The organism is Enterobacter sp. BWH52 (assembly GCF_001037565.1).
In the GTDB taxonomy this organism is placed as follows: Bacteria; Pseudomonadota; Gammaproteobacteria; order Enterobacterales; family Enterobacteriaceae; genus Enterobacter; species Enterobacter hormaechei_C.
In genome coordinates this window covers 4,072,096-4,097,388 of the sequence record NZ_KQ089854.1, presented here as the reverse complement: position 1 = coordinate 4,097,388, position 25,293 = coordinate 4,072,096, and the positions used below count along the sequence as shown (strand labels likewise).

Annotated in this window: 25 protein-coding genes; 9 read left to right on the top strand and 16 right to left on the bottom strand. The window is 56.0% G+C overall.

Annotated features, from left to right (window positions below; translation table 11 throughout):
- Positions 1–13 precede the first annotated feature (13 nt).
- The gene (locus SK47_RS19325; protein WP_048244941.1) at positions 14–1,660 is read left to right on the top strand and encodes a dihydroxyacetone kinase subunit DhaK; all 1,647 of its coding nucleotides are present in this window, start codon (positions 14–16) and stop codon (positions 1,658–1,660) included.
- A 147-nt stretch (positions 1,661–1,807) separates the two neighbouring features.
- On the opposite strand, the gene SK47_RS19320 is transcribed toward SK47_RS19325, so the two are convergent.
- The 5 genes from SK47_RS19320 to pepA form a co-directional block, all read right to left on the bottom strand.
- Complete coding sequence (locus tag SK47_RS19320; protein ID WP_003861889.1) at positions 1,808–2,827, bottom strand: NADPH-dependent aldehyde reductase Ahr; 1,020 nt, start codon at positions 2,825–2,827, stop codon at positions 1,808–1,810.
- 83 nt (positions 2,828–2,910) lie between these two features.
- Positions 2,911–3,414, bottom strand: a complete 504-nt coding sequence (locus tag SK47_RS19315) for a GNAT family N-acetyltransferase (protein WP_003861887.1) — start codon at positions 3,412–3,414, stop codon at positions 2,911–2,913.
- Between the two features lie 123 nt (positions 3,415–3,537).
- The gene (locus SK47_RS19310) at positions 3,538–6,393 is read right to left on the bottom strand and encodes a valine--tRNA ligase (protein ID WP_017382726.1); all 2,856 of its coding nucleotides are present in this window, start codon (positions 6,391–6,393) and stop codon (positions 3,538–3,540) included.
- Positions 6,393–6,836 (bottom strand): DNA polymerase III subunit chi, encoded by a 444-nt coding sequence (holC, locus tag SK47_RS19305; RefSeq protein WP_003861884.1) that lies wholly within the window; start codon positions 6,834–6,836, stop codon positions 6,393–6,395. Before holC ends, SK47_RS19310 begins: the two co-directional genes overlap by 1 nt.
- Before the next feature lie 68 nt (positions 6,837–6,904).
- Positions 6,905–8,416, bottom strand: coding sequence for a leucyl aminopeptidase (pepA, locus tag SK47_RS19300; protein WP_003861882.1), 1,512 nt, complete (start codon positions 8,414–8,416; stop codon positions 6,905–6,907).
- Positions 8,417–8,681: 265 nt separating this feature from the next.
- On the opposite strand from pepA, the gene lptF reads away from it, so the two are divergent.
- From lptF to mtgA, 5 genes are all read left to right on the top strand, one after another.
- Positions 8,682–9,782, top strand: coding sequence for an LPS export ABC transporter permease LptF (lptF, locus tag SK47_RS19295; protein ID WP_003861881.1), 1,101 nt, complete (start codon positions 8,682–8,684; stop codon positions 9,780–9,782).
- The gene (lptG, locus tag SK47_RS19290; protein WP_001147540.1) at positions 9,782–10,864 is read left to right on the top strand and encodes an LPS export ABC transporter permease LptG; all 1,083 of its coding nucleotides are present in this window, start codon (positions 9,782–9,784) and stop codon (positions 10,862–10,864) included. The genes lptF and lptG overlap by 1 nt, the downstream gene beginning before the upstream one ends.
- A gap of 137 nt (positions 10,865–11,001) precedes the next feature.
- Positions 11,002–13,335 carry an aerobic respiration two-component sensor histidine kinase ArcB gene (gene arcB / locus SK47_RS19285; protein ID WP_000809803.1) on the top strand — a complete coding sequence of 778 codons (2,334 nt, stop codon included), beginning with the start codon at positions 11,002–11,004 and terminating at the stop codon, positions 13,333–13,335.
- Between the two features lie 232 nt (positions 13,336–13,567).
- The gene (gene elbB / locus SK47_RS19280; protein WP_003861876.1) at positions 13,568–14,221 is read left to right on the top strand and encodes an isoprenoid biosynthesis glyoxalase ElbB; all 654 of its coding nucleotides are present in this window, start codon (positions 13,568–13,570) and stop codon (positions 14,219–14,221) included.
- Positions 14,218–14,943 (top strand): monofunctional biosynthetic peptidoglycan transglycosylase, encoded by a 726-nt coding sequence (mtgA, locus tag SK47_RS19275; RefSeq protein ID WP_003861874.1) that lies wholly within the window; start codon positions 14,218–14,220, stop codon positions 14,941–14,943. The genes elbB and mtgA overlap by 4 nt, the downstream gene beginning before the upstream one ends.
- Positions 14,944–14,982: 39 nt before the next feature.
- On the opposite strand, the gene npr is transcribed toward mtgA, so the two are convergent.
- From npr to SK47_RS19220, 11 genes are all read right to left on the bottom strand, one after another.
- Entirely contained in the window at positions 14,983–15,255 is a 273-nt protein-coding gene (gene npr / locus SK47_RS19270; RefSeq protein ID WP_003861872.1) for a PTS phosphocarrier protein NPr, read from the bottom strand.
- Positions 15,252–16,106 carry an RNase adapter RapZ gene (gene rapZ, locus SK47_RS19265; RefSeq protein WP_003861870.1) on the bottom strand — a complete coding sequence of 285 codons (855 nt, stop codon included), beginning with the start codon at positions 16,104–16,106 and terminating at the stop codon, positions 15,252–15,254. The genes npr and rapZ overlap by 4 nt, the downstream gene beginning before the upstream one ends.
- 45 nt (positions 16,107–16,151) lie before the next feature.
- A complete protein-coding gene (ptsN, locus tag SK47_RS19260; RefSeq protein WP_003861869.1) occupies positions 16,152–16,643 on the bottom strand; it encodes a PTS IIA-like nitrogen regulatory protein PtsN in 492 nt (163 codons plus the stop codon).
- An 82-nt stretch (positions 16,644–16,725) separates the two neighbouring features.
- Positions 16,726–17,013 carry a ribosome hibernation promoting factor gene (gene hpf / locus SK47_RS19255; RefSeq protein ID WP_003861866.1) on the bottom strand — a complete coding sequence of 96 codons (288 nt, stop codon included), beginning with the start codon at positions 17,011–17,013 and terminating at the stop codon, positions 16,726–16,728.
- Between the two features lie 22 nt (positions 17,014–17,035).
- Positions 17,036–18,469: an RNA polymerase factor sigma-54 gene (rpoN, locus tag SK47_RS19250; RefSeq protein WP_003861864.1), complete on the bottom strand. Its 1,434-nt coding sequence runs from the start codon at positions 18,467–18,469 to the stop codon at positions 17,036–17,038.
- A 47-nt stretch (positions 18,470–18,516) separates the two neighbouring features.
- On the bottom strand, positions 18,517–19,242 hold the full coding sequence (gene lptB, locus SK47_RS19245) for an LPS export ABC transporter ATP-binding protein (protein WP_003861862.1): 726 nt from the start codon (positions 19,240–19,242) through the stop codon (positions 18,517–18,519).
- Positions 19,243–19,248: 6 nt separating this feature from the next.
- Entirely contained in the window at positions 19,249–19,803 is a 555-nt protein-coding gene (gene lptA, locus SK47_RS19240; RefSeq protein WP_003861860.1) for a lipopolysaccharide ABC transporter substrate-binding protein LptA, read from the bottom strand.
- Positions 19,772–20,347: an LPS export ABC transporter periplasmic protein LptC gene (gene lptC / locus SK47_RS19235; protein ID WP_003861858.1), complete on the bottom strand. Its 576-nt coding sequence runs from the start codon at positions 20,345–20,347 to the stop codon at positions 19,772–19,774. The genes lptA and lptC overlap by 32 nt, the downstream gene beginning before the upstream one ends.
- Entirely contained in the window at positions 20,344–20,910 is a 567-nt protein-coding gene (kdsC, locus tag SK47_RS19230) for a 3-deoxy-manno-octulosonate-8-phosphatase KdsC (protein WP_003861856.1), read from the bottom strand. The genes lptC and kdsC overlap by 4 nt, the downstream gene beginning before the upstream one ends.
- Positions 20,911–20,924: 14 nt before the next feature.
- Positions 20,925–21,911: an arabinose-5-phosphate isomerase KdsD gene (gene kdsD / locus SK47_RS19225; RefSeq protein ID WP_003861853.1), complete on the bottom strand. Its 987-nt coding sequence runs from the start codon at positions 21,909–21,911 to the stop codon at positions 20,925–20,927.
- A 13-nt stretch (positions 21,912–21,924) separates the two neighbouring features.
- Positions 21,925–22,902, bottom strand: coding sequence for a calcium/sodium antiporter (locus tag SK47_RS19220; protein WP_003861852.1), 978 nt, complete (start codon positions 22,900–22,902; stop codon positions 21,925–21,927).
- Between the two features lie 227 nt (positions 22,903–23,129).
- Between SK47_RS19220 and mlaF the strand changes: the two genes are divergently transcribed.
- Genes mlaF through mlaD form a run of 3 tightly spaced genes read left to right on the top strand, consistent with a single transcriptional unit; the run spans position 23,130 to position 25,285 of the window.
- The gene (gene mlaF / locus SK47_RS19215; protein ID WP_003861850.1) at positions 23,130–23,942 is read left to right on the top strand and encodes a phospholipid ABC transporter ATP-binding protein MlaF; all 813 of its coding nucleotides are present in this window, start codon (positions 23,130–23,132) and stop codon (positions 23,940–23,942) included.
- Positions 23,943–23,949: 7 nt separating this feature from the next.
- Entirely contained in the window at positions 23,950–24,732 is a 783-nt protein-coding gene (mlaE, locus tag SK47_RS19210) for a lipid asymmetry maintenance ABC transporter permease subunit MlaE (protein ID WP_003861848.1), read from the top strand.
- Between the two features lie 4 nt (positions 24,733–24,736).
- Positions 24,737–25,285, top strand: coding sequence for an outer membrane lipid asymmetry maintenance protein MlaD (gene mlaD, locus SK47_RS19205; RefSeq protein ID WP_003861847.1), 549 nt, complete (start codon positions 24,737–24,739; stop codon positions 25,283–25,285).
- Positions 25,286–25,293: the final 8 nt, after the last annotated feature.

Sequence of the window (25,293 nt, the reverse complement as noted above, 5' to 3'; positions counted from 1 at the left end):
ATTTTGGGAAACTATGTCCAGATTCTTTTTTAACGACCGCAAACAGCTTGTCAACGATGCCATTGAAGGCATACTTCTCTCCGCGCCGCACGGTAATCTCGTCAAACTGGATATCGATCCGGCCATCCGCGTGGTGGCTCGCGACGACTGGGATAAAAGCCGCGTGGCGGTGATCTCCGGTGGCGGCTCCGGCCATGAACCGGCACATGCCGGGTTCGTCGGCAAAGGCATGCTTACCGCAGCGGTGTGTGGCGATCTGTTCGCCTCCCCAAGCGTGGATGCGGTCCTCAATGCCATTGTGGCGGTGACGGGCGACCGTGGCTGCCTGCTGATTGTGAAAAACTACACCGGCGACCGGCTTAACTTTGGCCTGGCGGCGGAAAAAGCCAAACGCTACGGCCTGAAGGTCGAGATGGTTATCGTGGCGGATGATATCGCCCTGCCGGATAACAAGCAGCCGCGTGGTATCGCGGGAACGGCGCTGGTGCATAAAATTGCGGGATATGCGGCAGAGCAGGGGAAATCGCTAAACGACGTGCGGGATATTGCGCAACAGGCCTGCGATAACCTCTGGAGCCTGGGCGTGGCGATGCAAACGTGCAACCTGCCGGGCAGCGACGATGAAGAGGGGCGGATTAAGCAAGGCCATGTCGAGCTGGGCCTGGGCATTCACGGCGAGCCGGGAGCTTCCGTGGTGGATACGCAAAACAGCAAAGCCATTATCGACACGCTGGTGACGCCGTTACGCGCGCAGGCGGGGGAGGGGCGTTTTGCGGTGCTGATTAACAATCTTGGTGGCGTATCGGCGTTGGAGATGGCGCTGCTGACCAAAGAGCTGGCGCACTCGGCGCTGAAAGAGAACATTGCGTATCTGATTGGCCCGGCGCCGCTGGTAAGTGCGCTGGATATGAAAGGCTTTTCGTTAACGCTGCTAAAGCTCAACGATTTCTTCGAGAAGGCGATTCACGCCGAGGTCGAGACGCTGGGCTGGCAGAAGCCCGTGGCGTTCGCGCCCCTGCGTACCGTCCCACATAGCGCCCTTCATGATCGCGTGGAATATGCCCCGTCGGACAATACGGAGGTGAGCGAGGCCGTCGCCTCGGTAACGAAAACATTGATTCAGCTGGAAAACCGCCTTAACGCGCTGGATGCCAAAGTAGGCGATGGCGACACGGGCTCCACTTTTGCGCAAGGGGCGCGGGATATTGCGCAGCGACTTGAGGAGAACAACCTGCCCCTTAACGACGTGCCGACATTACTCCTGCTGGTAGGCGAGCGGCTGGCAACGGTGATGGGCGGATCGAGTGGGGTGTTGATGTCGATCTTCTTCACGGCGGCAGGACAAAAGCTTCACGATGGACAGCCGCTACCTGAAGCCTTGCTGAGCGGACTTGCGCAGATGAAGCAGTATGGCGGCGCGGATCTCGGCGATCGTACGCTGATCGATGCGCTGCAACCGGCGCTGGAGGCGTTACAGAAAGGCAATATTCAGGCGGCAGCGCAGGCCGCGCAGCAGGGCGCCGAAGCAACGGCAAAAATGGCGAAAGCCGGCGCGGGACGCTCGTCGTATGTGAATAAAGAGAATCTGGACGGGGTGATGGATCCGGGGGCAGTCGCGGTGGCGGAAGTTTTTAAGACCATGGTAGATGCAAAACGGTAACAACCGTTACCGTTTTTAGTGTTTGCGCCCTCTCCCTGTGAGCTGAGGGATCCCCACAAAATAATGCCTGCACAGACGGCCCCCTCTCCCTTGAGGGAGAGGGTTGGGGTGAGGGCATCAGGCCGCACATTCCCCGGCAATGTCACATCAAAAATCCGCTTTCAACACCACGCGGTAGCGGGCTTTGCCGTCGCGCACGTGCTGGATCGCTTCGTTGATTTTTGACATCGGGTACAGCTCGGTGGTGGGTGCCACTTTTGTGCGTCCGGCAAACTTCATCAGCTTGCGCAGCTCGTACGGTGTACCGGTCGCGGAGCCTGACACGCTGCGATCCCCGCCGATCAGGGTAAACGCCGGAACCGGCAGCGGCTTCATCACCGCACCCACGGTGTGGAAGTTACCGCCGTAGGCCAGCGCTTCAAAGTACGGCTGCCAGTCGAGATCGACGTTTACCGTGTTGATGATCAGGTCAAACTGGCCTGCCAGGGCGGTGAGTGCCTGAGGATCGCGGCTGTTCACCACTTTATCCGCACCCATCGCCAGCACTTCCTGCTCTTTCGCCGGGTTAGAGCTGAACGCCGTCACTTCACAGCCCATCGCATGCAGCAGTTTGATGGCAATATGCCCCAGACCGCCAATACCGATCACGCCGACGCGGCTGGTGGCGGTGATGTGATGCATCAGCAGCGGTTTAAATACGGTGATACCGCCACACAGCAGCGGACCTGCGGATTCAATATCAATGCTGTCCGGCAGCGGGATAACCCATTGCCAGTCGGCGCGCAGCTTATCGGCGAAACCGCCCTTGTTAAGGATGGTCGGCGTTGCGCCCTCAAGGCAGTTGATCTGGTTGCCGCTGATACAGGCATCGCAGTGACCGCAGCTGCGTGCCGTCCAGCCGATACCCACGCGCTGGCCCACTTTCAGCCCTTTGTCCTGCGCGGCGCTGCCGAGCGCCACGACGCGGCCAATGACTTCGTGCCCGGCAACCAGCGGATAGCTGGAAAAGCCCCATTCATTGTCGATCATCGAGAGATCCGAGTGGCAGATCCCGCAGTAATCAACCTGTACTTCGACGTCTTCCGCTTTTAGTTCGCCCGCATCGTACTCGTACAGCTCAAGTTCTGCACCCGCCTGCGGTGCGGCGTAGCTTTTTATCTTCGACATCGCGTTTCCCCTGTTTTGGTGTGAACTGTGAGTGTAGAGCATTCAGTTTACAGACGCTTAACAGAAGACGGCAGGAACGAAACTTACAGACTTTTCAGCATCCTGACTTCGCAGTCCACGTGGCCCGTGCAGCCCAGTGGCGCATCGATATGCTCAAAGCCCAGATGCTCATACAGGCCAATGGCCTCTTTAAGGAAAGCGGTGGTTTCGAGGTAGCAACGTTTAAAGCCCTGTGATCGTGCATGTTCCAGGGCGACCAGCGCCAGCTTTTTCGCCAGGCCTTGTCCGCGTATCGTTGGCAGGAAATACATTTTCTGAAGTTCACAGATATCCGGCTCGCTGCAAAGCAGTGGGGCAATGCCGCCGCCGCCCACGACCTGGCCGTCCTGTTCAATGACCCAGTAGGCATGACCCGGCTGGCTGTACAGCTGAAAAAGTTCGTCCAGATTGGGGTCGGCCACGGTGTAGCCTTTGTCGGCGGTCAGGCCATATTCGGCAGAAACCGTGCGGATAACGGCGGCGATAGCCGGGTTGTCCTGCTCAGTGATCCGACGCATTGTCGTCGCGACGGGGGTAATCACGCTCATAGCATTACTCATGACAAAAATTGACACACAACTGCTGTTAATAGCACCGCAGAAAGGGGAGTGCAAGCGAGGAGTTTTCAGGAAGGATACCCCTTACGCCCTGAAGCGTAAGGGGTAAAAGCATTACAGGGCTGCGATAACCGCCTGCTGCTCGATCAGTTTGGTCTTCGCATCGGCGAAGGCAACCAGACGCTCACGCTCTTTGGCGATGACCGCTTCCGGCGCGCGGGCCACAAAGCCCTCGTTCGCCAGTTTGCTTTCGATTTTGCCAATTTCCACGTCGACTTTCGCCACTTCTTTCGCCAGACGCGCCAGCTCCGCGTCTTTGTCGATCAGACCCGCCATCGGGATCAGCAGCTCCGCGCCGTCGATGATTTTGGTCACGGAAACCGGACCTTTGTCATCGGCAGGCAGCACGGTAATGCTTTCCAGACGCGCCATGGTTTTCAGGAAGGTGTTGTTCTCGGTGACGCGACGAACGGCAGCTTCGCTGCAACCGCGCAGCAGCAGTTCCAGTGGTTTACCCGGAGCGATATTCATTTCCGCGCGGATGTTACGTACCGCAACGATCGCCTGTTTCAGCCACTCGGTATCCGCAGACGCGGCTTCATCCACTTTCGCGGCGTCGAATGCCGGGAACGGCTGGAGCATGATGGTATCGGCATTAATACCGGCAATCACCTTCACGCGCTGCCAGATGGTTTCGGTGATGAATGGAATGATCGGGTGCGCAAGGCGCAGCAGACCTTCCAGAACGGTAATCAGCGTATTACGCGTGCCGCGCAGTTCCGCTTCAGAACCGCCGTTCATGACCGGCTTCGCCAGCTCCAGGTACCAGTCGCAGAACTGGTTCCAGGTGAATTCGTACAGAATGCCTGCCGCGATGTCGAAGCGGTAGCTGTCCAGCGCGTCGCGGAATGCTTTAACCGTCTGGTTAAATTCCGCCAGGATCCAGCGGTCTGCCAGAGACAGGGTCATTTCGCCGCCGTTAAAGCCGCAATCCTGATCTTCGGTGTTCATCAGCACGAAGCGGCTGGCGTTCCACAGCTTGTTACAGAAGTTACGGTAACCTTCCAGACGCTTCATATCCCAGTTGATGTCACGGCCGGTGGAGGCCAGCGCCGCCAGGGTGAAGCGCAGGGCGTCGGTACCGTGAGATTCGATCCCGTTCGGGAACTGCTTCTCGGTACGCTTGCGGATTTTCTCCGCCAGCTGCGGCTGCATCATATTGCCGGTACGTTTTTCCAGCAGCTCTTCCAGAGAGATACCGTCTACCATATCCAGCGGGTCGATAACGTTACCCTTGGATTTGGACATCTTCTGGCCTTCGTCGTCGCGGATCAGGCCGGTCATGTAAACGGTATGGAACGGAACCTGCGGCTTGCCGTCTTCGTCTTTGATGAAGTGCATGGTCATCATGATCATGCGGGCGATCCAGAAGAAGATGATGTCGAAGCCGGAGACCATCACGCTGGTTGGGTGGAACTGACGCAGCGCGTCGGTGTTTTCCGGCCAGCCGAGGGTAGAGAAGGTCCACAGCGCGGAGGAGAACCAGGTATCCAGCACGTCTTCATCCTGGCGCAGGGCAACGTCAGCGCCCAGGTTGTTTTCCTGACGCACTTCCTCTTCGGTGCGGCCAACGTAGACATTGCCTTCGTTGTCGTACCACGCCGGGATACGGTGACCCCACCACAGCTGACGGGAAATACACCAGTCCTGAATATCGCGCATCCAGGAGAAGTACATGTTTTCGTACTGCTTCGGCACGAACTGAATGCTGCCGTTCTCAACCGCTTCCACAGCCGGTTTCGCCAGCACGTCGGCACGCACGTACCACTGGTCGGTCAGCATTGGCTCGATAACTACGCCGCCACGGTCGCCGTACGGCACGGTCAGATCGTGAGGCTTAATCTCTTCCAGCAGGCCGAGCGCGTCAACGGCGGCTACGATGGCTTTACGCGCGGCAAAGCGCTCCAGCTTCTGGAACTCAGCCGGGATGTCGCTGGAATAAACGTCGGACTCGTTGCCTTTGGTGTCATACACTTCTGCGCTTTCGCGGATATCGCCGTCGAAGGTCAGAATGTTGATCATCGGAAGTTGATGACGACGACCGACTTCATAGTCGTTGAAGTCATGCGCTGGGGTGATTTTCACGCAGCCGGTGCCTTTTTCCATGTCGGCGTGTTCGTCGCCCACAATCGGAATACGGCGGTTCACCAGCGGCAGCACCACGAATTTGCCGATCAAATCTTTATAACGCGGATCTTCCGGGTTAACGGCCACGCCGGTATCGCCCAGCAGGGTTTCCGGACGGGTGGTCGCCACCACCAGGTAATCTTTACCGTCGGCGGTTTTCGCACCGTCTGCCAGCGGATAGCGGATGTGCCACATGGAGCCTTTAGACTCGCGGTTTTCCACTTCCAGGTCAGAGATGGCGGTACGCAGTTTCGGGTCCCAGTTGACCAGGCGTTTGCCGCGGTAAATCAGGTCTTCTTTGTACAGACGGACGAAGACTTCTTTCACGGCGTTGGACAGGCCTTCGTCCATGGTGAAGCGCTCGCGCTCCCAGTCCACGGAGTTGCCGAGGCGGCGCATCTGACGGGTAATGGTGCCGCCGGATTCTGCCTTCCACTGCCAGATTTTGTCGATGAACGCGTCGCGACCGTAGTCGTGGCGGGTTTTACCCTCTTCAGCGGCAATTTTACGCTCAACCACCATCTGGGTCGCGATACCCGCGTGGTCAGTCCCCGCCTGCCACAGGGTGTTTTTACCCTGCATGCGCTGGTAGCGGATCATGGTATCCATGATGGTCTGCTGGAAAGCATGCCCCATATGCAAACTGCCGGTGACGTTCGGCGGCGGGATCATGATGCAGAAGGACTCTTTGCTTTCGTCGCCGTTAGGCTTGAAATAGCCCTGCTGTTCCCAGTGCTCGTAAAGCGGCTGTTCGATATCGCGTGGGTTATATGTCTTTTCCATTATTTCCAGGTTGCCGTATTCAGGTTAAAACCGGCCAGGCGGTACGCTTTGTAGCGTTCGCGCGCCAGTTGTTTCAAAGATTCTTCGTAAGGGACAAAGTCTACCACTTCTGTGAAAGCGGTGGCAAAATCTGCAAAGTCTGTCCGCAGGCTAATGAGAATGTCGCGCGCGCTGCTGTTGCGTTTTTGCGGCCAGGCAATCTCCACCGGTGCCCCGCCGCGTGGACCTTCGCCCGACAGGTTATGCGGAACAAAACTCTCCGGCGGGCGCGCCCATAGCGCTTCATCCAGGCGAATCGCTTGCTGCTCATCTTCACAGGCAATCAGGACGCGTTTACCTGCGCGCCAACGTTCTGCGGCAATTTCACACACCAGTTGTTCAACGGCGCTGAGGCCATCCTGATGGGTGTCATTGTCCAGAAGGTAGAACGTTGCATTCTTCATATATGGGGTTTCTTGTCGTGGATTTAAATGCAAAGCCGGGTAAGCGTAGCGCCACCCGGCGTTTATCATTACTCGTCGCCGTTAAAACCCGCACGATTGAGCAGGAACTGCGACAGCAGCGCCACCGGACGTCCGGTCGCGCCTTTGGCTTTACCGGAGCGCCATGCGGTCCCCGCGATGTCCAGGTGCGCCCAGTTGTACTTGCGGGTAAAGCGCGCCAGGAAGCAGCCCGCGGTAATCGCCCCGCCAGGACGACCGCCGATGTTTGCCATGTCTGCGAAGTTAGACTCCAGTTGTTCCTGGAACTCGTCCCCCAGCGGCAGACGCCACGCGCGGTCGCCGGCCTGTTCGGACGCGCCGATCAGTTCATGCGCCAGCGGGTTGTGGTTCGACATCAGGCCGGTGATGTGATGCCCCAGCGCAATCACGCAGGCGCCGGTCAGTGTAGCCACGTCAATCACCGCTTCAGGTTCGAAACGCTCAACGTAGGTCAGCACGTCGCACAGTACCAGACGACCTTCGGCGTCGGTGTTCAGCACCTCAACGGTCTGGCCGGACATGGTGGTCAGCACATCACCAGGACGATAAGCGCGGCCGCCAGGCATGTTTTCGCAGCCCGCCAGCACGCCGATCACGTTGATGGGCAACTGAAGTTCCGCGACCATGCGCATAACGCCGTAAACCGCCGCCGCGCCGCACATGTCGTACTTCATCTCATCCATGCCTTCTGAAGGCTTGATGGAGATACCGCCTGAGTCGAAGGTCAGCCCTTTACCGACGAGCACGATCGGACGCGCATCTTCAGACGGATTGCCCTTGTACTCAATGACTGACATCAGGGATTCGTTCTGGGAGCCGTTACCGACCGCCAGATAAGAGTGCATCCCCAGCTCTTTCATCTGCTGTTCGCCGATAACGCGGGTGATAACGTTCTTGCTGTAGGCGTCAGCCAGCTGGCGCGCCTGAGACGCCAGGTACGCGGCGTTACAGATGTTTGGCGGCATATTGCCAAGATCTTTTGCCGCTTTGATACCGGCGGCAATGGCCAGACCGTGCTGAATGGCGCGCTCGCCGCTGGTCAGCTCGCGACGGGTTGGCACGTTAAAGACCATTTTACGCAGCGGGCGACGCGGCTCGCTTTTGGTGGTCTTCAGCTGATCAAAGCTGTAGAGGCTCTCTTTTGCGGTTTCGACGGCCTGGCGCACCTTCCAGTACGTGTTGCGGCCCTTAACGTGCAGCTCCGTCAGGAAGCAGACGGCTTCCATCGAACCAGTATCATTCAGTGTATTAATGGTTTTCTGAATAACCTGCTTGTACTGGCGCTCATCAAGCTCACGTTCTTTACCACAGCCAATCAGCAGAATACGCTCGGACAGGACGTTCGGAACATGGTGCAGCAACAAGGTCTGCCCTGGTTTGCCTTCCAGTTCGCCACGGCGCAGCAGGGCGCTGATATAGCCGTCGCTGATTTTATCGAGTTGCTCGGCGATCGGGGAGAGTCGGCGTGGTTCAAAGACGCCCACAACGATGCAGGCACTCCGCTGTTTCTCCGGGCTACCGCTTTTTACACTGAACTCCATGCACTACGCTCCTGAATCTTAAAGACAACGGCGGCGGCTACGGATAGAATTGAAACCTTTCGTAACTCATGTCCGCCGTTGTGGTGACTTCGTGTTAATCTTACGTTACTACGGTTTCGACACGTCAATAAATGTCATGAAGCGCGAATCCGCCGGGTTTTTTAATCTTAGCGATGATTTCAACGACTCAAGAGAATAAATGACGTTTAAGCCATGAAACAAGCTAAATTCCTGCATAAGACGAGTTTTAACGGGCGTATTTAAAGTGATAATCATAAGATATCTGGTTCGGGAGACGCTGAAGAGCCAACTGGCGATCCTCTTTATCCTCCTTCTGATCTTTTTCTGTCAGAAGCTGGTCAGGATCCTCGGCGCGGCGGTTGATGGCGAAATCCCAACGAATCTGGTGCTTTCCCTGCTCGGGCTTGGCGTGCCGGAAATGGCGCAGCTTATCCTGCCGTTAAGCCTGTTCCTTGGTCTGCTGATGACCCTGGGTAAGCTCTATACCGAAAGTGAAATCACCGTGATGCATGCCTGCGGCCTCAGTAAAGCCGTACTGGTAAAAGCAGCCATGGTGCTGGCGCTGTTTACGGGCATTGTTGCCGCGGTTAACGTCATGTGGGCGGGGCCGACCTCCTCTCGTCATCAGGATGAGGTGCTGGCGGAAGCAAAAGCTAACCCGGGGCTGGCGGCGCTGGCGCAGGGGCAGTTCCAGCAGGCGACCGACGGTAACTCCGTGCTGTTTATCGAAAGCGTCGATGGCAACCGCTTCAATGACGTGTTTCTTGCTCAACTGCGCCCGAAAGGTAACGCTCGGCCTTCTGTGGTGGTGGCGGACTCCGGTCAGCTGTCTCAGCGTAAAGACGGCTCTCAGGTTGTCACGCTGAACAAAGGAACGCGTTTCGAAGGCACGGCTATGCTGCGCGACTTCCGTATTACCGATTTCCAGAACTACCAGGCCATCATTGGTCATCAGGCCGTCGCGCTCGATCCAACGGATACTGAGCAGATGGATATGCGCACCTTAATGAATACCGATACCGATCGTGCGCGTGCTGAACTGCACTGGCGTATCACGCTGGTATTCACCGTATTTATGATGGCGCTGATGGTGGTTCCGCTGAGCGTGGTGAACCCGCGCCAGGGCCGCGTGCTGTCGATGCTGCCAGCGATGCTGCTGTATCTGGTGTTCTTCCTGCTGCAAACCTCAATCAAGTCTAACGGCGGGAAAGGAAAAATTGACCCGATGATCTGGACCTGGGTCGTGAATGGTTTGTATCTGCTGCTGGCAGTCGGACTCAACTTGTGGGACACGGTGCCTGTGCGTCGTCTTCGTGCCCGGTTTACGCGTAAAGGAGCCATCTAATGCAGGCGTTTGGCGTACTTGACCGCTATATCGGTAAAACGATTTTCACCACCATCATGATGACCCTGTTCATGCTGGTGTCGCTCTCGGGCATTATCAAATTTGTCGACCAGCTGAAAAAAGCCGGGCAGGGGAGTTACGACGCGTTGGGTGCCGGGATGTACACCCTGCTCAGCGTACCAAAAGATGTGCAGATCTTCTTCCCGATGGCGGCCCTGCTGGGGGCGTTGCTGGGCCTGGGGATGCTGGCTCAGCGTAGCGAGCTGGTGGTGATGCAGGCATCTGGCTTTACCCGTATGCAGGTTGCGCTGTCGGTAATGAAAACCGCGATCCCGCTGGTGCTGTTGACCATGGCGATTGGCGAATGGGTCGCGCCGCAGGGCGAACAGATGGCGCGTAACTACCGTGCTCAGGCTATGTACGGTGGTTCGCTGCTCTCCACGCAGCAGGGGTTATGGGCGAAAGATGGTCAGAACTTCGTCTATATCGAACGCGTGAAAGGGGACGATGAACTGGGCGGCGTGAGCATCTACGCCTTCAACAACGATCGTCGTTTGCAGTCGGTGCGTTATGCCGCCTCCGCTAAATTTGATGCGAACAACAAGCTGTGGCGGTTATCCCAGGTTGATGAATCTGACCTGACGAACCCGAAACAGATCACCGGTTCGCAGACCGTAAGCGGTACCTGGAAAACCAACCTGACGCCGGACAAGCTTGGCGTGGTAGCGCTCGATCCCGATGCGCTCTCCATCAGCGGTCTGCATAACTACGTGAAGTATCTGAAATCGAGCGGACAGGATGCGGGGCGTTACCAGCTCAACATGTGGAGCAAAATCTTCCAGCCACTGTCCGTGGCGGTGATGATGCTAATGGCGCTGTCGTTCATCTTTGGACCGCTACGTAGCGTGCCGATGGGGGTCCGCGTGGTAACTGGTATCAGCTTTGGTTTCGTGTTCTACGTCCTCGATCAGATTTTCGGTCCGCTGACACTGGTGTATGGCATTCCGCCAATTATCGGCGCGCTGTTGCCGAGCGCCAGTTTCTTCCTGATCAGCCTCTGGATGCTGCTAAAACGCTCCTGATAAAACGTCTTCCTCGCTCCCGCTAGCCCGGGGGCGAGGCTAATCTCCTGTTTCACCCCGCACTTTTTCTCACAACCTTCAACGCCTCGCCGTGAATTTGAGTATTATTGAGCGATAAAGTCGTGAAGGGATCCTCTATGAAGCAAATTCGAATGCTGGCCCAGTACTACGTCGACCTGATGATGAAGCTCGGGCTGGTGCGTTTTTCCATGCTGCTGGCGCTGGCGCTGGTCGTTCTGGCCATTGTCGTGCAAATGGCCGTGACCATGGTTCTGCATGGTCAGGTCGAGAGCATCGACGTGATCCGCTCTATTTTCTTTGGCCTGCTGATCACCCCATGGGCGGTCTATTTCCTCTCCGTGGTGGTTGAGCAGCTGGAAGAGTCCCGACAGCGTTTATCGAAACTGGTGGATAAGCTGGAAGAGATGCGCGAGCGCGATCTTAAACTCAACGTTCAGCTCAAGGACAACATTGCCCAGCTGAATCAGGAAATTTCAGACCGTGAGAAGGCGGAAGCCGAGCGTCAGACCACGCTTGAGCAGCTGAAAATTGAGATGAAAGAGCGCGAAGTCACGCAGATCCAGCTTGAACAGCAATCCTCTTTCCTGCGCTCGTTCCTCGATGCGTCGCCGGATCTGGTGTTCTACCGTAATGAAGATAAAGAGTTCTCCGGCTGTAACCGGGCCATGGAACTGTTGACCGGGAAAAGCGAAAAACAGCTGATCCACCTGAAACCTCAGGATGTCTATTCCGAAGAGGCGGCAGCAAAAGTGATGGAGACGGATGAAAAGGTCTTCCGCCATAACGTTTCGCTGACCTATGAGCAGTGGCTGGACTACCCCGACGGGCGCAAAGCCTGCTTTGAGATCCGCAAAGTACCTTATTACGACCGGGTGGGTAAACGTCATGGTCTGATGGGCTTTGGCCGTGATATCACCGAGCGTAAGCGCTATCAGGATGCGCTGGAGCGCGCCAGCCGGGATAAAACAACTTTCATCTCCACCATCAGCCATGAACTGCGCACCCCGCTGAATGGCATTGTGGGGCTGAGCCGCATTCTGCTGGATACCGAGCTGACCAGCGAGCAGGAAAAATACCTCAAAACGATCCACGTCTCGGCGGTCACGCTGGGCAATATCTTCAATGATATTATCGACATGGATAAGATGGAGCGCCGTAAAGTTCAGCTCGACAACCAGCCGGTTGATTTTACAGGCTTCCTTGCGGACCTGGAGAACCTGTCAGGTTTGCAGGCCCAGCAAAAAGGGTTGAGCTTTGTGATGGAGCCGACGCTGCCGCTGCCGCATAAAGTGGTGACGGACGGCACGCGGCTGCGTCAGATCCTGTGGAACCTCATCAGCAATGCCGTGAAGTTTACCCAGAAGGGGCAGGTTGCGGTGCGCATTCGCTATGACGAAGGCGACATGCTGCACTTTGAAGTTGAGGACTCGGGTATCGGCATTCCTCAGGAAGAGCAGGATAAGATCTTCGCCATGTATTATCAGGTTAAAGACAGCCACGGCGGTAAACCGGCGACCGGTACGGGCATTGGCCTGGCGGTGTCGAAACGTCTGGCGAAAAGTATGGGCGGGGATATCACCGTTGCCAGCCAGCCGGGTAAAGGCTCCACCTTTACGCTTACCGTCCACGCGCCTGCCGTGGCGGAAGAGGTGGAAGATACGTTTGAGAACGACGATATGCCGCTGCCAGCCCTGCACGTCCTGCTGGTGGAAGATATTGAGCTGAACGTCATTGTCGCCCGGTCGGTACTGGAAAAACTCGGTAACAGCGTGGATGTGGCGATGACCGGCAAAGCCGCGCTGGAGATGTTCACGCCGGGCGAGTACGACCTGGTGCTGCTCGATATTCAGCTACCGGACATGACCGGACTGGATATCTCCCGCGAGCTGACGCGCAAATATGCTCCTGACGAGCTGCCGCCGCTGGTGGCGTTGACCGCAAACGTGCTGAAAGATAAAAAAGAGTACCTCGAGGCCGGAATGGACGATGTGCTCAGCAAGCCGCTGGCGGTACCTGCCCTGACGGCGATGATCAAGAAGTTCTGGGATACCTGTGATGAAGAGGAGAGCACCATGACGTCTGTTGATAGCGCCAAAGCCCAAACGATACTGGATACCGCCATGCTGGAGCAGTATATCGATCTGGTAGGACCAAAACTGATCACCGATGGCCTGGCCGTGTTCGAAAAAATGATGCCGGGCTATCTGAACGTGCTCGAATCCAACCTGACGGCGCGTGACCAGAAGGGCATCGTCGAAGAGGGACATAAAATCAAAGGCGCGGCAGGATCGGTCGGGTTACGTCATCTCCAGCAACTGGGCCAACAGATTCAGTCGCCTGATTTACCTGCCTGGGAAGATAATGTAGGTGATTGGGTCGAAGAGATGAAACAGGAGTGGCAAAACGATGTGGCAGTGCTGAAAGCCTGGGTAGATGCCAGAAAAAAATGACCCCGGCTATACCGGGGTGCGCGAATACTGCGCCAACACCAGGGAAATCGTGGCTGCGCCTGATTTTTGTGGGTTGTTTTCGCATGGACGCCGCCTGAAAATTGAGGCCGCACGCAGATAAGATAGCAAATCTTAAACAGTTTGTTACATGAATCAGTGAAATGTGTGAAGCATAGCGTTTTAATCAGAATTTTTAATGTGCTTCAGCGAGTTGCTTAGAAGGATCGTCAGAATGAAGAAAGTGGGTGTCGTGCTGAGCGGATGTGGCGTTTACGATGGTTCAGAGATACACGAAACCGTATTAACGCTGCTGGCATTATCGCGGCAGGGGGCAGACGTTCTCTGCTTCGCGCCGGATAAAACTCAAGCAGACGTAATGAATCATCTTACCGGCGAGCCAATGGCGGAAAGCCGTAACGTGCTGATTGAAGCAGCACGTATTGTGCGTGGAGATATTCATCCGCTGGCACAGGCCGATGCCGCTGAACTTGATGCGCTCATCGTGCCGGGCGGCTTTGGCGCGGCAAAAAACCTGAGCACGTTTGCAACAGAAGGCGCGGCGTGCCATGTCGATCCCGATTTGAAAGCGCTATCGCTGGCGATGCATGCAGCAGGTAAGCCGCAGGGCTTTATCTGCATTGCGCCAGCCATGCTGCCGAAAATTTTTGATTTCCCGCTGCGGCTCACGATCGGAACCGACATTGATACCGCTGAAATTATTGAGGATATGGGCGGCGAGCACGTGCCATGCCCGGTCGACGACATTGTGGTGGATGAGGACAACAAAATCATCACCACGCCGGCGTATATGCTGGCGCAGAATATCGCTGAGGCTGCCGCAGGCATTGAAAAGCTGGTGGACAGAGTGCTGGTTCTTACCGAATGAGTCGTAAATTATCCCCTGGTGGGTGGTTAAAACGGATCCTGCTGCGTATTGTGCTGGTCCTGGCCGTTTTTTGGGGCGGAGGCATTGCGCTGTTCAGCATCCTGCCCGTCCCGTTCTCCGCCGTGATGGCAGAGCGGCAGATTAGCGCCTGGCTCTCGGGTGATTTTGGCTATGTTGCCCACTCAGACTGGGTCGGCATGGATGAAATCTCCCCGTGGATGGGGCTGGCGGTCATTGCGGCAGAAGATCAGAAATTCCCGGAGCACTGGGGTTTTGACGTGGCGGCTATTGAGAAGGCGCTGGATCATAATGAACGTCATGAAAACCGCGTCCGCGGCGCGTCAACGCTTTCTCAGCAGACGGTAAAAAATCTGTTCTTATGGGACGGTCGCAGCTGGGTAAGAAAAGGGCTGGAGGCCGGGCTGACGCTGGGGGTCGAGACGGTGTGGAGCAAAAAACGCATTTTGACCGTCTACCTGAATATCGCGGAGTTTGGTGACGGCGTGTTTGGCGTCGAAGCGGCATCGCAGCGCTATTTTGGCAAGCCCGCCAGCAGGTTGACTATGTCCGAAGCGGCACTCCTTGCCGCCGTGCTGCCGAACCCGCTGCGTTTTAAGGCCAGCACCCCGTCAGGCTACGTGCGAAGCCGCCAGGCGTGGATTATGCGCCAGATGCGTCAGTTGGGTGGGGAAGGGTTTATGGAGCGAAATAATCTTATGTAGGGCGGGTAAGCGCAGCGCTACCCGCCGACATGGCGAACGTTAGTCTTCGTCAAACCCGGCGTTAAACAGGGCAATCACTGCCGCCAGCGCTTCTTCTTCCTGCGGGCCGGTGGCTTCAACTTCAATCTGGCGGCCTTTGGCAGAATCCAGCATCAGCAGGGCGATCACGCTATTGGCTTCTGCCTCGGTTCCCTCGTCGTTGCGCAGCAGCACCTCAGCATCAAAACCCTGCATCAGCTCAAACAGCTTCATCGCCGGGCGCGCATGCATGCCCAGCTTATTGGTGATTTCGACGGTCTGTTTTACGGTCATGTTTTGCGTTTTTCCAGCGTGCGATGACGGGACTGAACGTTCTTCCCGCGTGAGCGGAAGTAATCGGCCAGCTGTTCGGCAATGTAGACCGAACGATGTTTACCGCCGGTACAGCCAATCGCCACCGTCAGGTAGCTGCGATTGTTTGTTTCCAGCATAGGTAACCATAGCTCAAGGTAGCTTCGCGTCTGGTAGATAAAATTGTGTACTTCTGTGTGTCGGTCGAGGAACGCCGCCACCGGCTTATCCAGACCGGTCATCGGACGCAGTTTCGGATCCCAGTGCGGGTTCGGCAGGAAACGCACATCAAAAACGTAATCCGCATCGATAGGTATGCCGTGCTTAAAGCCGAAGGATTCAAACACCATCGTCAGTTCACGCTCGCGCTTGCCGAGTAAGCGCGTACGCAGCATTTCCGCCAGCTCGTGGACGGACATTTCAGAGGTGTCGACAATCAGGTCGGCCCGCGAACGCAGCGGCTCAAGCAGATCGCTCTCTTTATCGATGGCGCTTTCCAGCGAAAGATTTTTACTGGAGAGCGGATGCAAACGACGTGTATCGCTGTAACGGCGGATCAGCGTGTTGCGGTCAGCGTCCAGGAACAAGAGCTGAGGCGAGAAGCATTCCGGCAGGCTGTTCATTGCCTGCTCGAAGATTTCCGGCGATTCCGGCATGTTACGCACGTCAATACTGACGGCGGCAGAGATTTGCCTGTCCGCCAGCGTCCGCGCCAGATCGGGTAACAACACTACCGGCAGGTTATCTACACAGTAAAATCCCATGTCTTCCAGCGCGCGCAGGGCCACGGACTTCCCGGACCCCGAACGACCGCTGACGATCATCAGCACCATGTTCCGTTTCTCCTCAGGGCAGCCGTTCTGAAGGCCCTTTCCCGATTATGCCTCATCCTGATTGCCTTCTGCTTCAGTGATAATTTGATAAAGCTCTTCATCACTTTGGGCTGAGCGCAGTCGACGACAAATGGTTTTATCCGCCAGACGTTTGGCAACCAGCGACAGCGTGTGCAGGTGGGTCTTGGTCTGATCGGCAGGAACCAGCAGCGCGAAGAGCAGATCCACAGGCTGGTTATCAATGGCGTCAAAAGCGATAGGCGTTTCCAGTTGCACAAACACCCCCACGGCACGCAGCGTATCTTCTTCCAGCTTGCCATGCGGGATCGCAATGCCATTGCCGATGCCGGTACTGCCCATTTTTTCACGAGTCAGAATGGCTTCAAACACGATCTGCGGCGGCAGACCCAGCTGTTTTGCGGCCAGCTCACTGATGATTTCCAGCGCACGTTTTTTGCTCTGGCAGTGAACGCCACTGCGGGTACAATCCTGGTTAAGGACATTGCTCAGTTGAAGAGCGGAATCGTTGTTTATCATAATTTCACCTAAGCGCTAACTGTACAAATGGCCTGTTGTGTTTCACAACAGGCCGTCCTGCACCCGTTAACTGCCCGGACAATTAGTGTTGTTTCAGTTTATCTTTATGTTTATTGAGCTGTCTCGCAAGCTTATCAATCAAGCCGTCGATAGCCGCGTACATGTCTTGCCCTTCCGCACTGGCATGGAGTTCCCCTCCGTTGACGTGCAGGGTCGCATCCGAGATATGCGTCACTTTCTCCACTTTCAACACAACATAGACCTGGTTGATCCTCTCGAAATACTGCTCGAGTTTCGCAAACTTAGTGTTTACAAAATCGCGTAAAGCCTCAGTAATCTCGACGTTATGTCCGGTGATATTGAGCTGCATAGTGTCTTCCTTATCGGTTGTGTCAAACCAGTTGTTTACGCTGGTTAGACGGCGGAATGGATAAAGACTCTCGATACTTCGCGACAGTACGACGTGCCACCATAATACCCTGATCGGACAGCATGGTGGTTAACTTACTGTCACTGAGTGGCTTCGCGGGGTTCTCCGCGGCGATCAACTTCTTCACCAGTGCGCGAATGGCCGTCGACGAGGCTTCGCCGCCGCCTTCGGTGTTCACGTGGCTGGAGAAGAAATACTTAAGCTCAAAAATACCGCGTGGGCTGTGCAGATACTTCTGCGTGGTCACGCGGGAAATGGTTGATTCATGCATCTCGACGGCCTGGGCTATGTCCGCCAGCACCATCGGTTTCATAAACTCTTCGCCCTGCTCAAAGAATGCCTGCTGCTGTTCGACAATACAGCGGCTGACGCGCAGCAGCGTGTCATTACGGCTCTCCAGACTCTTAATCAACCAGCGTGCTTCCTGAAGGTTGCTGCGAATGTATTGATTATCAGCGTCGTTACGGGCGCTGGTGCACATGGAGGCGTATTGCTGGTTGATTTGCAGGCGAGGAATGCTGTCGGCGTTCAGTTCAACGACCCAGCGGCCATTGTGTTTTCTCACCAGCACATCGGGAATGACATATTCCGGTTCGCTGGTCTGAATCGACTGCCCCGGACGCGGATCGAGCGACTGGATCAGATTCACCGCTTCCTTCAGCACCTCTTCTTTCAGGCGCGTGACGCGCATCAGGGTGCGGAAGTCGTGGTTCGCCAGCAGATCCAGATGATCGCTGATGATGAGCCGGGCTTCGTCAATCCACGGTGTCTCTTTAGCAAACTGCGAAAGCTGAATCAGAAGGCAGTCACGCAGATCTTTCGCGGCGACGCCAATCGGGTCGAAACGCTGAACGCGTTTCAGGACGGCTTCGATCTCTTCCAGTTCAATCTCGTCATCGCCGATGCTTTCAAGAATCTCGTCCAGCGTCACGGTCAAATAGCCCGTGTCGTCAACGGCATCGACAATCGAGGTGGCAATGGCGCGATCGGTATCGGAGAAAGGCGTCAGCTCCACCTGCCACATCAGGTAGTCCTGAAGCGATTGGGTAGTTTCGCCCTGGTAGACCGGGAGTTCATCGTCCTGGTAGTCTGCACGCGTCCCGGAAGGGGTACCCGCGGTGTAGATTTCATCCCAGCTGGCATCCAGCGGCAGTTCGTCCGGCATCTCTTTCTGTTCGAGTGCATCTACGGAGTCGAGCGTTTCTGTGTCCTGCGTCTGCTGGGCGTCTACCTCGTCATGAAGATCGGTCTGCTCCAGCAGCGGATTGCTGTCCAGCGCCTGCTGGAGCTCCTGCTGGAGTTCTAACGTGGACAGCTGCAACAGACGGATTGCCTGCTGGAGCTGCGGCGTCATGGCCAGTTGCTGGCTGAGCCGTAATTGCAAACCTTGCTTCATGTTCAGAGCGTTTTTCTCCGGTTCGGCGTGACTTAACCTCTACCCTATCAGAGTCTGAAGTCTTCCCCAAGGTACACGCGCTTAACATGCTCATCCTCGAGGATTTGCTGCGGCGTACCGTGGGCAATCAGATGGCCCTGGCTCACTATGTAGGCGCGCTCACACACCGCCAGCGTTTCACGAACGTTGTGGTCCGTGATCAGTACGCCAAGCCCGCTGTCGCGCAGGTGTTCAATGATACGTTTGATATCGATAACGGAGATGGGGTCAACGCCCGCAAACGGTTCATCCAGCAGGATAAATTTCGGGTTTGCTGCCAGCGCGCGCGCAATCTCAACGCGGCGGCGTTCACCACCGGACAGCGCCTGACCGAGGCTGTCGCGAAGGTGTTCAATATGAAACTCTTCCATCAGCTCGTTCGCACGGTCAGTGCGCTGCTCGCTGGTCAGATCGTCACGGATCTGGAGCACGGCCATCAGGTTGTCGAACACGCTTAAGCGGCGGAAGATAGACGCTTCCTGCGGCAGATAGCCGATGCCACGACGCGCGCGGGCATGCAGCGGCAGCAGGCTGATATCTTCATCATCGATAATGATGTTGCCGGCGTCACGTGGGACGATGCCCACCACCATGTAGAAGGTCGTGGTTTTACCCGCCCCGTTAGGGCCAAGCAAACCCACGATTTCGCCGGAGTTGACGGTCAGACTGACATCTTCGACGACGCGGCGGCCCTTATACGCTTTCGCGAGGTTTTTTGCAGTTAAAGTTGCCATAACGAATTAGTTACTCTTTTTCTTTGCCGGAGCCTGACCGTTGTTCTTGTCCTGCAACTGCGAAGGCACAAGCACGGTCGTGACGCGTTTGCCTTTTTCGCTGGAGGCCTGCATTTTCTGCTCTTTCACCAGATAAGTGATCTTGTCGCCTTTGATATTGCTGTCCAGCTGTTCCAGGTAAGCATTACCGGTCAGGATGACCAGATCCTTCGCCAGTTCATAGTGCATATGCGAGGCATGGCCTTTCACCGGCTTGCCGTTGTCCTGCATCTGGTAGAAGGTGGCCGGGTTGCCATAACCATCGATAATCTCTTTCCCCTGCTCGCCGCCCGGACGGGTAACGACCACTTTGTCGGCGTTGATTTTGATAGTGCCCTGGGTCACAACGACGTTGCCGGTAAAGGTGACGACGTTACCCTGCATATCCAGAGACTGGGTATCGGATTCAATATGAATCGGCTGTTCGGTGTCGCCAGTCACAGCAAGCGCGGGAAGACTGGCCGCCAGCAGCGCGCTGGCGATAACAACTTTAAGGCTGAGTTTGTTTGTTTTGAATTTCATAGGAGGTTCTAACCTTTTCAATCAGCTCGGCGTTTTTGCTGCGTAAGTTCCCGCGCATTCTTAAACCGCTGGAATTAAATGTTGTGCCATACAGGGTGACTAAATCCTGCGACGTGACATCCTGGGTGACCAGGTTGATCTGGGCGTTATCCGTCGTAATTTTTCGCAGTTGCGCGTCAGCGGTCAGGGCGTTGACTTCAACGTGACCATACAGGTAAAGCATACGGTCATTTGTCAGTTTTGCCCGGTCAGACTTGATTGACCACGTCGGCACTTTGTCCGTATCAAAGGTGGTCAGGACCGGCTGGGTAAACCACGAGGTGCCGTCATCTGAAAAATATTCTACATGCTGAGCAACGAGGCGATAGTTCAGCGCACCTTCCGGGCTATAGACCACGGTGTCGCTGTGATCGCTTTTATAGGTCGGGTCGCTCGTGTTAACCACTTCCGCTTGCGTATCATCGCGGTCAGCGAGATTTACGCCAATCAGTATCAGGGCGACAAGCGCAAGCAGAATGATAACCCAACGTCTGGTTTTACTCATATCGATTGCCCTTTCGCCTCATCAAGCTTGCCCTGCGCCAGCAGAAGCAGATCGCAGACTTCACGGACGGCGCCACGGCCACCGTGAATATGGGTAACGTAATCAGCACGCGGGATCAGCAGCGGGTGCGCGTCAGCCACGGCGATGCTCAGACCCACCTCCGCCATGACTGGCCAGTCGATCAAATCATCCCCGACGTATGCCACATTCTCTGGCGCAATGGCCAGTTTTCCCAGCAAATCCCGGAAGGCTACCATCTTATCAGACTGTCCCTGATAGAGATGCGTAATGCCCAGCGTTTCACACCGATCTTCTACCAGTTTAGCTTTCCGCCCGGTGATGATTGCAACTTCAATACCGGACGTGAGCGCACAGCGGATACCGTAACCGTCGCGAACGTTAAAGGCTTTCAGCTCTTCGCCGTTATTGCCCATATAAATCAGACCGTCGGAGAGCACACCATCCACATCGAGGATCAGCAGGCGGATATTTTCCGCCTTTGACATCATGTGGGCGCTCACCGGGCCATAACAGGTTGCAAGGGATGCACCCGCATTACTCATTGTCTTATCCTTCATTACACTACGCCAGCGCGCAGCAGATCATGCATATGTACCACACCCAGCAGTTGGTCGCCATCGGCAACCATCACTGAGGTAATATGACGGGACTGCATCAGGTTCAGTACATCTACCGCCAGCGTACCCGGACGGACGCGGATCCCTCCTGGTGTCATTACATCAGCGATGCCCAGCGTTCGGACATCCACACCCATATCGAATACCCGGCGCAGGTCGCCGTCGGTGAAAATGCCCTGAATCTTCATCAGATCGTCGCAGATAACCGTCATGCCCAGGTTTTTACGGGTGATCTCCAGTAACGCGTCGCGCAAAGAGGCCTCTTTGCTGACGTGCGGGATCTCATCCCCGGTGTGCATAATATCGTTAACCCGCAGCAGCAGTTTGCGCCCGAGCGCGCCGCCGGGGTGAGACAGGGCGAAATCTTCTGGCGTAAAACCGCGGGCTTCCAGCAGCGCAACGGCAAGGGCATCGCCCATCACCAGCGCGGCGGTTGTGCTGGAGGTCGGCGCCAGCCCCAGCGGGCAGGCTTCTTTAGGCACCTTCACGCACAGGTGAATATCCGCCGCGCGCGCCATGCTGCTTTCCGGGCGGCTGGTCATGCAAATCAGCGGTACGTGCAGACGCTTCAGCACCGGGATCAACGCCAGGATTTCATTCGATTCCCCGGAGTTGGACAGCGCAATAACCACGTCCTGCGGCGTAACCATGCCGAGGTCACCGTGCGCGGCTTCACCGGGATGAACGAAGAATGACGACGTGCCGGTACTGGCAAAGGTCGCCGCCATTTTGCGCCCGATATGGCCGGATTTGCCCATCCCCATCACCACGACTTTACCGGCGCAGTAGAACATCTTCTCACAGGCCAGACTAAAATCCTGATTAATGTACTGATCTAACTGCGCCAGACCTTCACGTTCAATCTCCAGAACGTCTTTGCCTGCTTTCTGAAAGTCAAAACCCGGCTGCAATTCTATTTGCGACATAATGCGTTTCCGTTTACCCAGAGAGAAGTGGCGAAAGCCAGTACAGCATCGCCAGCCATACGATAAATCCACCCGTCAGCAGCGCGCCTGCGCCTTTGCCGATCTGCTCTTTTCGCCGCCAGCAGAGCAGGGCGAAAATTACGCTGACCAGCAGCATTACACCGTAATCGCGCGTGAAGACCATAGGGTTAAACGGCCCCGGTGAGATTAATGCCGGCAGCCCCGTCACGATCGCGATATTGAAAATATTCGAGCCAATGATATTGCCGATGGCGATATCATCTTCCCCTTTACGCGCCCCGGCGATGGCGGTAGCCAGCTCTGGCAGGCTGGTGCCGATGGCGATGACCGTCAGACCAATTGTCAGTTCGCTCATCGCAAACGCGTTCGCCAGCACCGTCGCGTTATCGACCACCATCCGCGTGGCCATTGGCATGATAATCAGCGCGACGCCCAGCCACAGCAGGGCGACGGGTAAGGTCCCTTCCCGGGGCAGCTCGGCGAGGTGCTCACGCGTGAGGCTATCGTTACCCTGTTTTTCCGCCAGACGTGCGATCTTCACGCTGTAAAGCAACCAGATCACGGCCAGGGCGAGCAGGAATATACCGTCACCGACGCTCAGCACCCCGTCATAAAGCACATAGCCCGCCAGCAGACTGACGACTAACATTAGCGGCAATTCACGACGCAAAACATCGGAATGTACGCGAAATGGATGCAGTAATGCGGCTAAGCCTAAAATCAGCAAGATATTGACGATGTTAGAGCCAATCGCGGTGCCGATAGCGAGGTCAACCTGGCCATGCAACGAGGCTGAAACAGAAACGATGATTTCAGGAAGCGATGTGCCTACACTGACCACCGTCATGCCGATAATGATGGGCGGCATGCCAATGAGTCGACAGAGAATGGATGCGGCAAAGACCAAACGGTCAGCACTGTAGACCACCAACAGTAAACCAATTATTAACAGTGCTGTTGCTAAAAGCATCAAAAGTCCTTTCTTCAGGTATACTCGCTGGTCCACTGCGCACGAATTTTAGCGCCAGATGAAGTCTGAGACGTGACGAATTCCTAATTTTGACTTTATGCGCCGGAAAAGTAAAACAAATGCCAGCTTTCGCTAACCCCAATAGTGAATATTCTGTAAAAATGCGGGGTTTAGGGCTGATTTACGCTTCATGCCAGCCGTGAAGCAAGGTAAGTAAGGAACCATAAATGAGCCAAACGATGGCGAATATAGTCGATGTCCGGGGCGTCAGTTTTTCTCGCGGCAACCGGTTAATATTTGATGATATTTCGCTGACCGTGCCGCGCGGTAAAATCACCGCCATCATGGGGCCGTCAGGGATCGGTAAAACCACGTTGCTGCGTCTTATCGGCGGGCAAATCCCCCCTGACAGCGGCGAAATTCTCTTCGACGGCGAAAACGTCCCGGCGATGTCTCGCTCGCGCCTCTACACGGTTCGCAAACGGATGAGCATGCTCTTTCAGTCGGGTGCGCTGTTCACCGATATGAACGTTTTTGACAACGTGGCCTATCCGCTGCGTGAGCACACCCATCTTCCTCCTGCGCTGTTGCACAGCACGGTGATGATGAAGCTTGAAGCCGTGGGGCTGCGGGGGGCTGCGAAACTCATGCCGTCCGAACTCTCGGGTGGGATGGCGCGCCGCGCCGCGCTGGCGCGTGCTATTGCCCTGGAACCCGATTTAATCATGTTCGATGAACCGTTCGTCGGGCAGGACCCCATCACCATGGGCGTGCTGGTGAAGTTAATTTCGGAGCTGAACAGCGCCCTTGGCGTCACCTGCGTGGTGGTTTCCCACGACGTGCCGGAAGTGCTGAGCATTGCTGATTACGCCTATATTGTGGCTGACAAAAAGATCGTCGCCCACGGCAGCGCGCAGGCGTTGCAGGAGAATGGCGATCCGCGCGTGCGGCAGTTCCTGGACGGTATCGCAGATGGGCCGGTGCCTTTCCGCTATCCGGCGGGCGACTATCATGACGATTTACTGGGAATAGGGAGTTAAGCCACTCATGCTGTTAAATGCGTTGGCGGGTCTTGGACACCGTGGCCTAAAAACCATCAGTACGTTCGGGCGTGCCGGATTAATGTTGTTCAACGCGCTGGTCGGCAAACCGGAGTTCCGCAAGCATGCGCCGTTACTGGTGCGGCAGCTTTATAACGTCGGCGTGCTGTCGATGCTTATCATCATCGTGTCGGGTCTGTTTATTGGCATGGTGCTGGGGTTGCAGGGGTATCTGGTACTGACAACCTACAGCGCGGAAACCAGCCTTGGCATGCTGGTGGCGCTCTCGCTGCTGCGTGAACTCGGGCCGGTGGTTGCCGCGCTGCTGTTCGCCGGGCGTGCCGGGTCAGCGTTGACGGCGGAAATTGGCCTGATGCGCGCCACTGAGCAGCTCTCCAGTATGGAGATGATGGCAGTCGATCCGCTGCGCCGGGTGATCTCGCCGCGCTTCTGGGCCGGGGTTATCTCCTTGCCGTTACTGACTATCCTCTTTGTGGCGGTAGGTATCTGGGGAGGCGCGCTGGTTGGCGTTAACTGGAAAGGCATTGATGCCGGATTCTTCTGGTCTGCCATGCAGGACGCCATCGATCTGCGGATGGATCTGGTGAACTGTCTGATCAAGAGCGTGGTTTTCGCTGTGACGGTTACCTGGATTGCGTTGTTTAATGGTTACGATGCCATTCCGACGTCGGCGGGCATTAGCCGTGCAACGACGCGTACTGTCGTACATTCGTCGCTGGCCGTTTTAGGTCTGGATTTTGTGCTCACCGCACTGATGTTTGGGAATTGAGTTCATGCAAACGAGAAAAAATGAAATTTGGGTTGGCGTGTTTCTGCTTCTGGCGCTGCTGGCCGCGCTGTTCATCTGCCTGCGAGCGGCGGACATCACCTCTGTTCGCGCCGAGCCGACGTACCGTATCTACGCGACTTTCGATAACATCGGCGGCCTGAAAGCGCGCTCACCGGTGCGTATTGGTGGCGTCGTTATCGGACGTGTCGCCGACATTACGCTTGATGAGAAAACCTATCTGCCGCGCGTCGCGATGGATATCGAAGAGCGCTATAACCACATTCCGGACACCAGCTCGCTTTCTATCCGCACCTCTGGCCTGCTGGGGGAGCAATATCTGGCCCTTAACGTTGGTTTTGAAGATCCTGAGCTGGGAACGACTATCCTTAAAGACGGTAGCGTAATCCAGGATACCAAGTCAGCGATGGTGCTGGAAGATATGATTGGTCAGTTCCTTTACAACAGTAAAGGGGATGATAAAAAGTCTGACGATGCCCCTGCGCAGAGTGAAGACCACACCAACGTCGAACCGACGCCAGGCGCGACGAATTAATTTCAGGA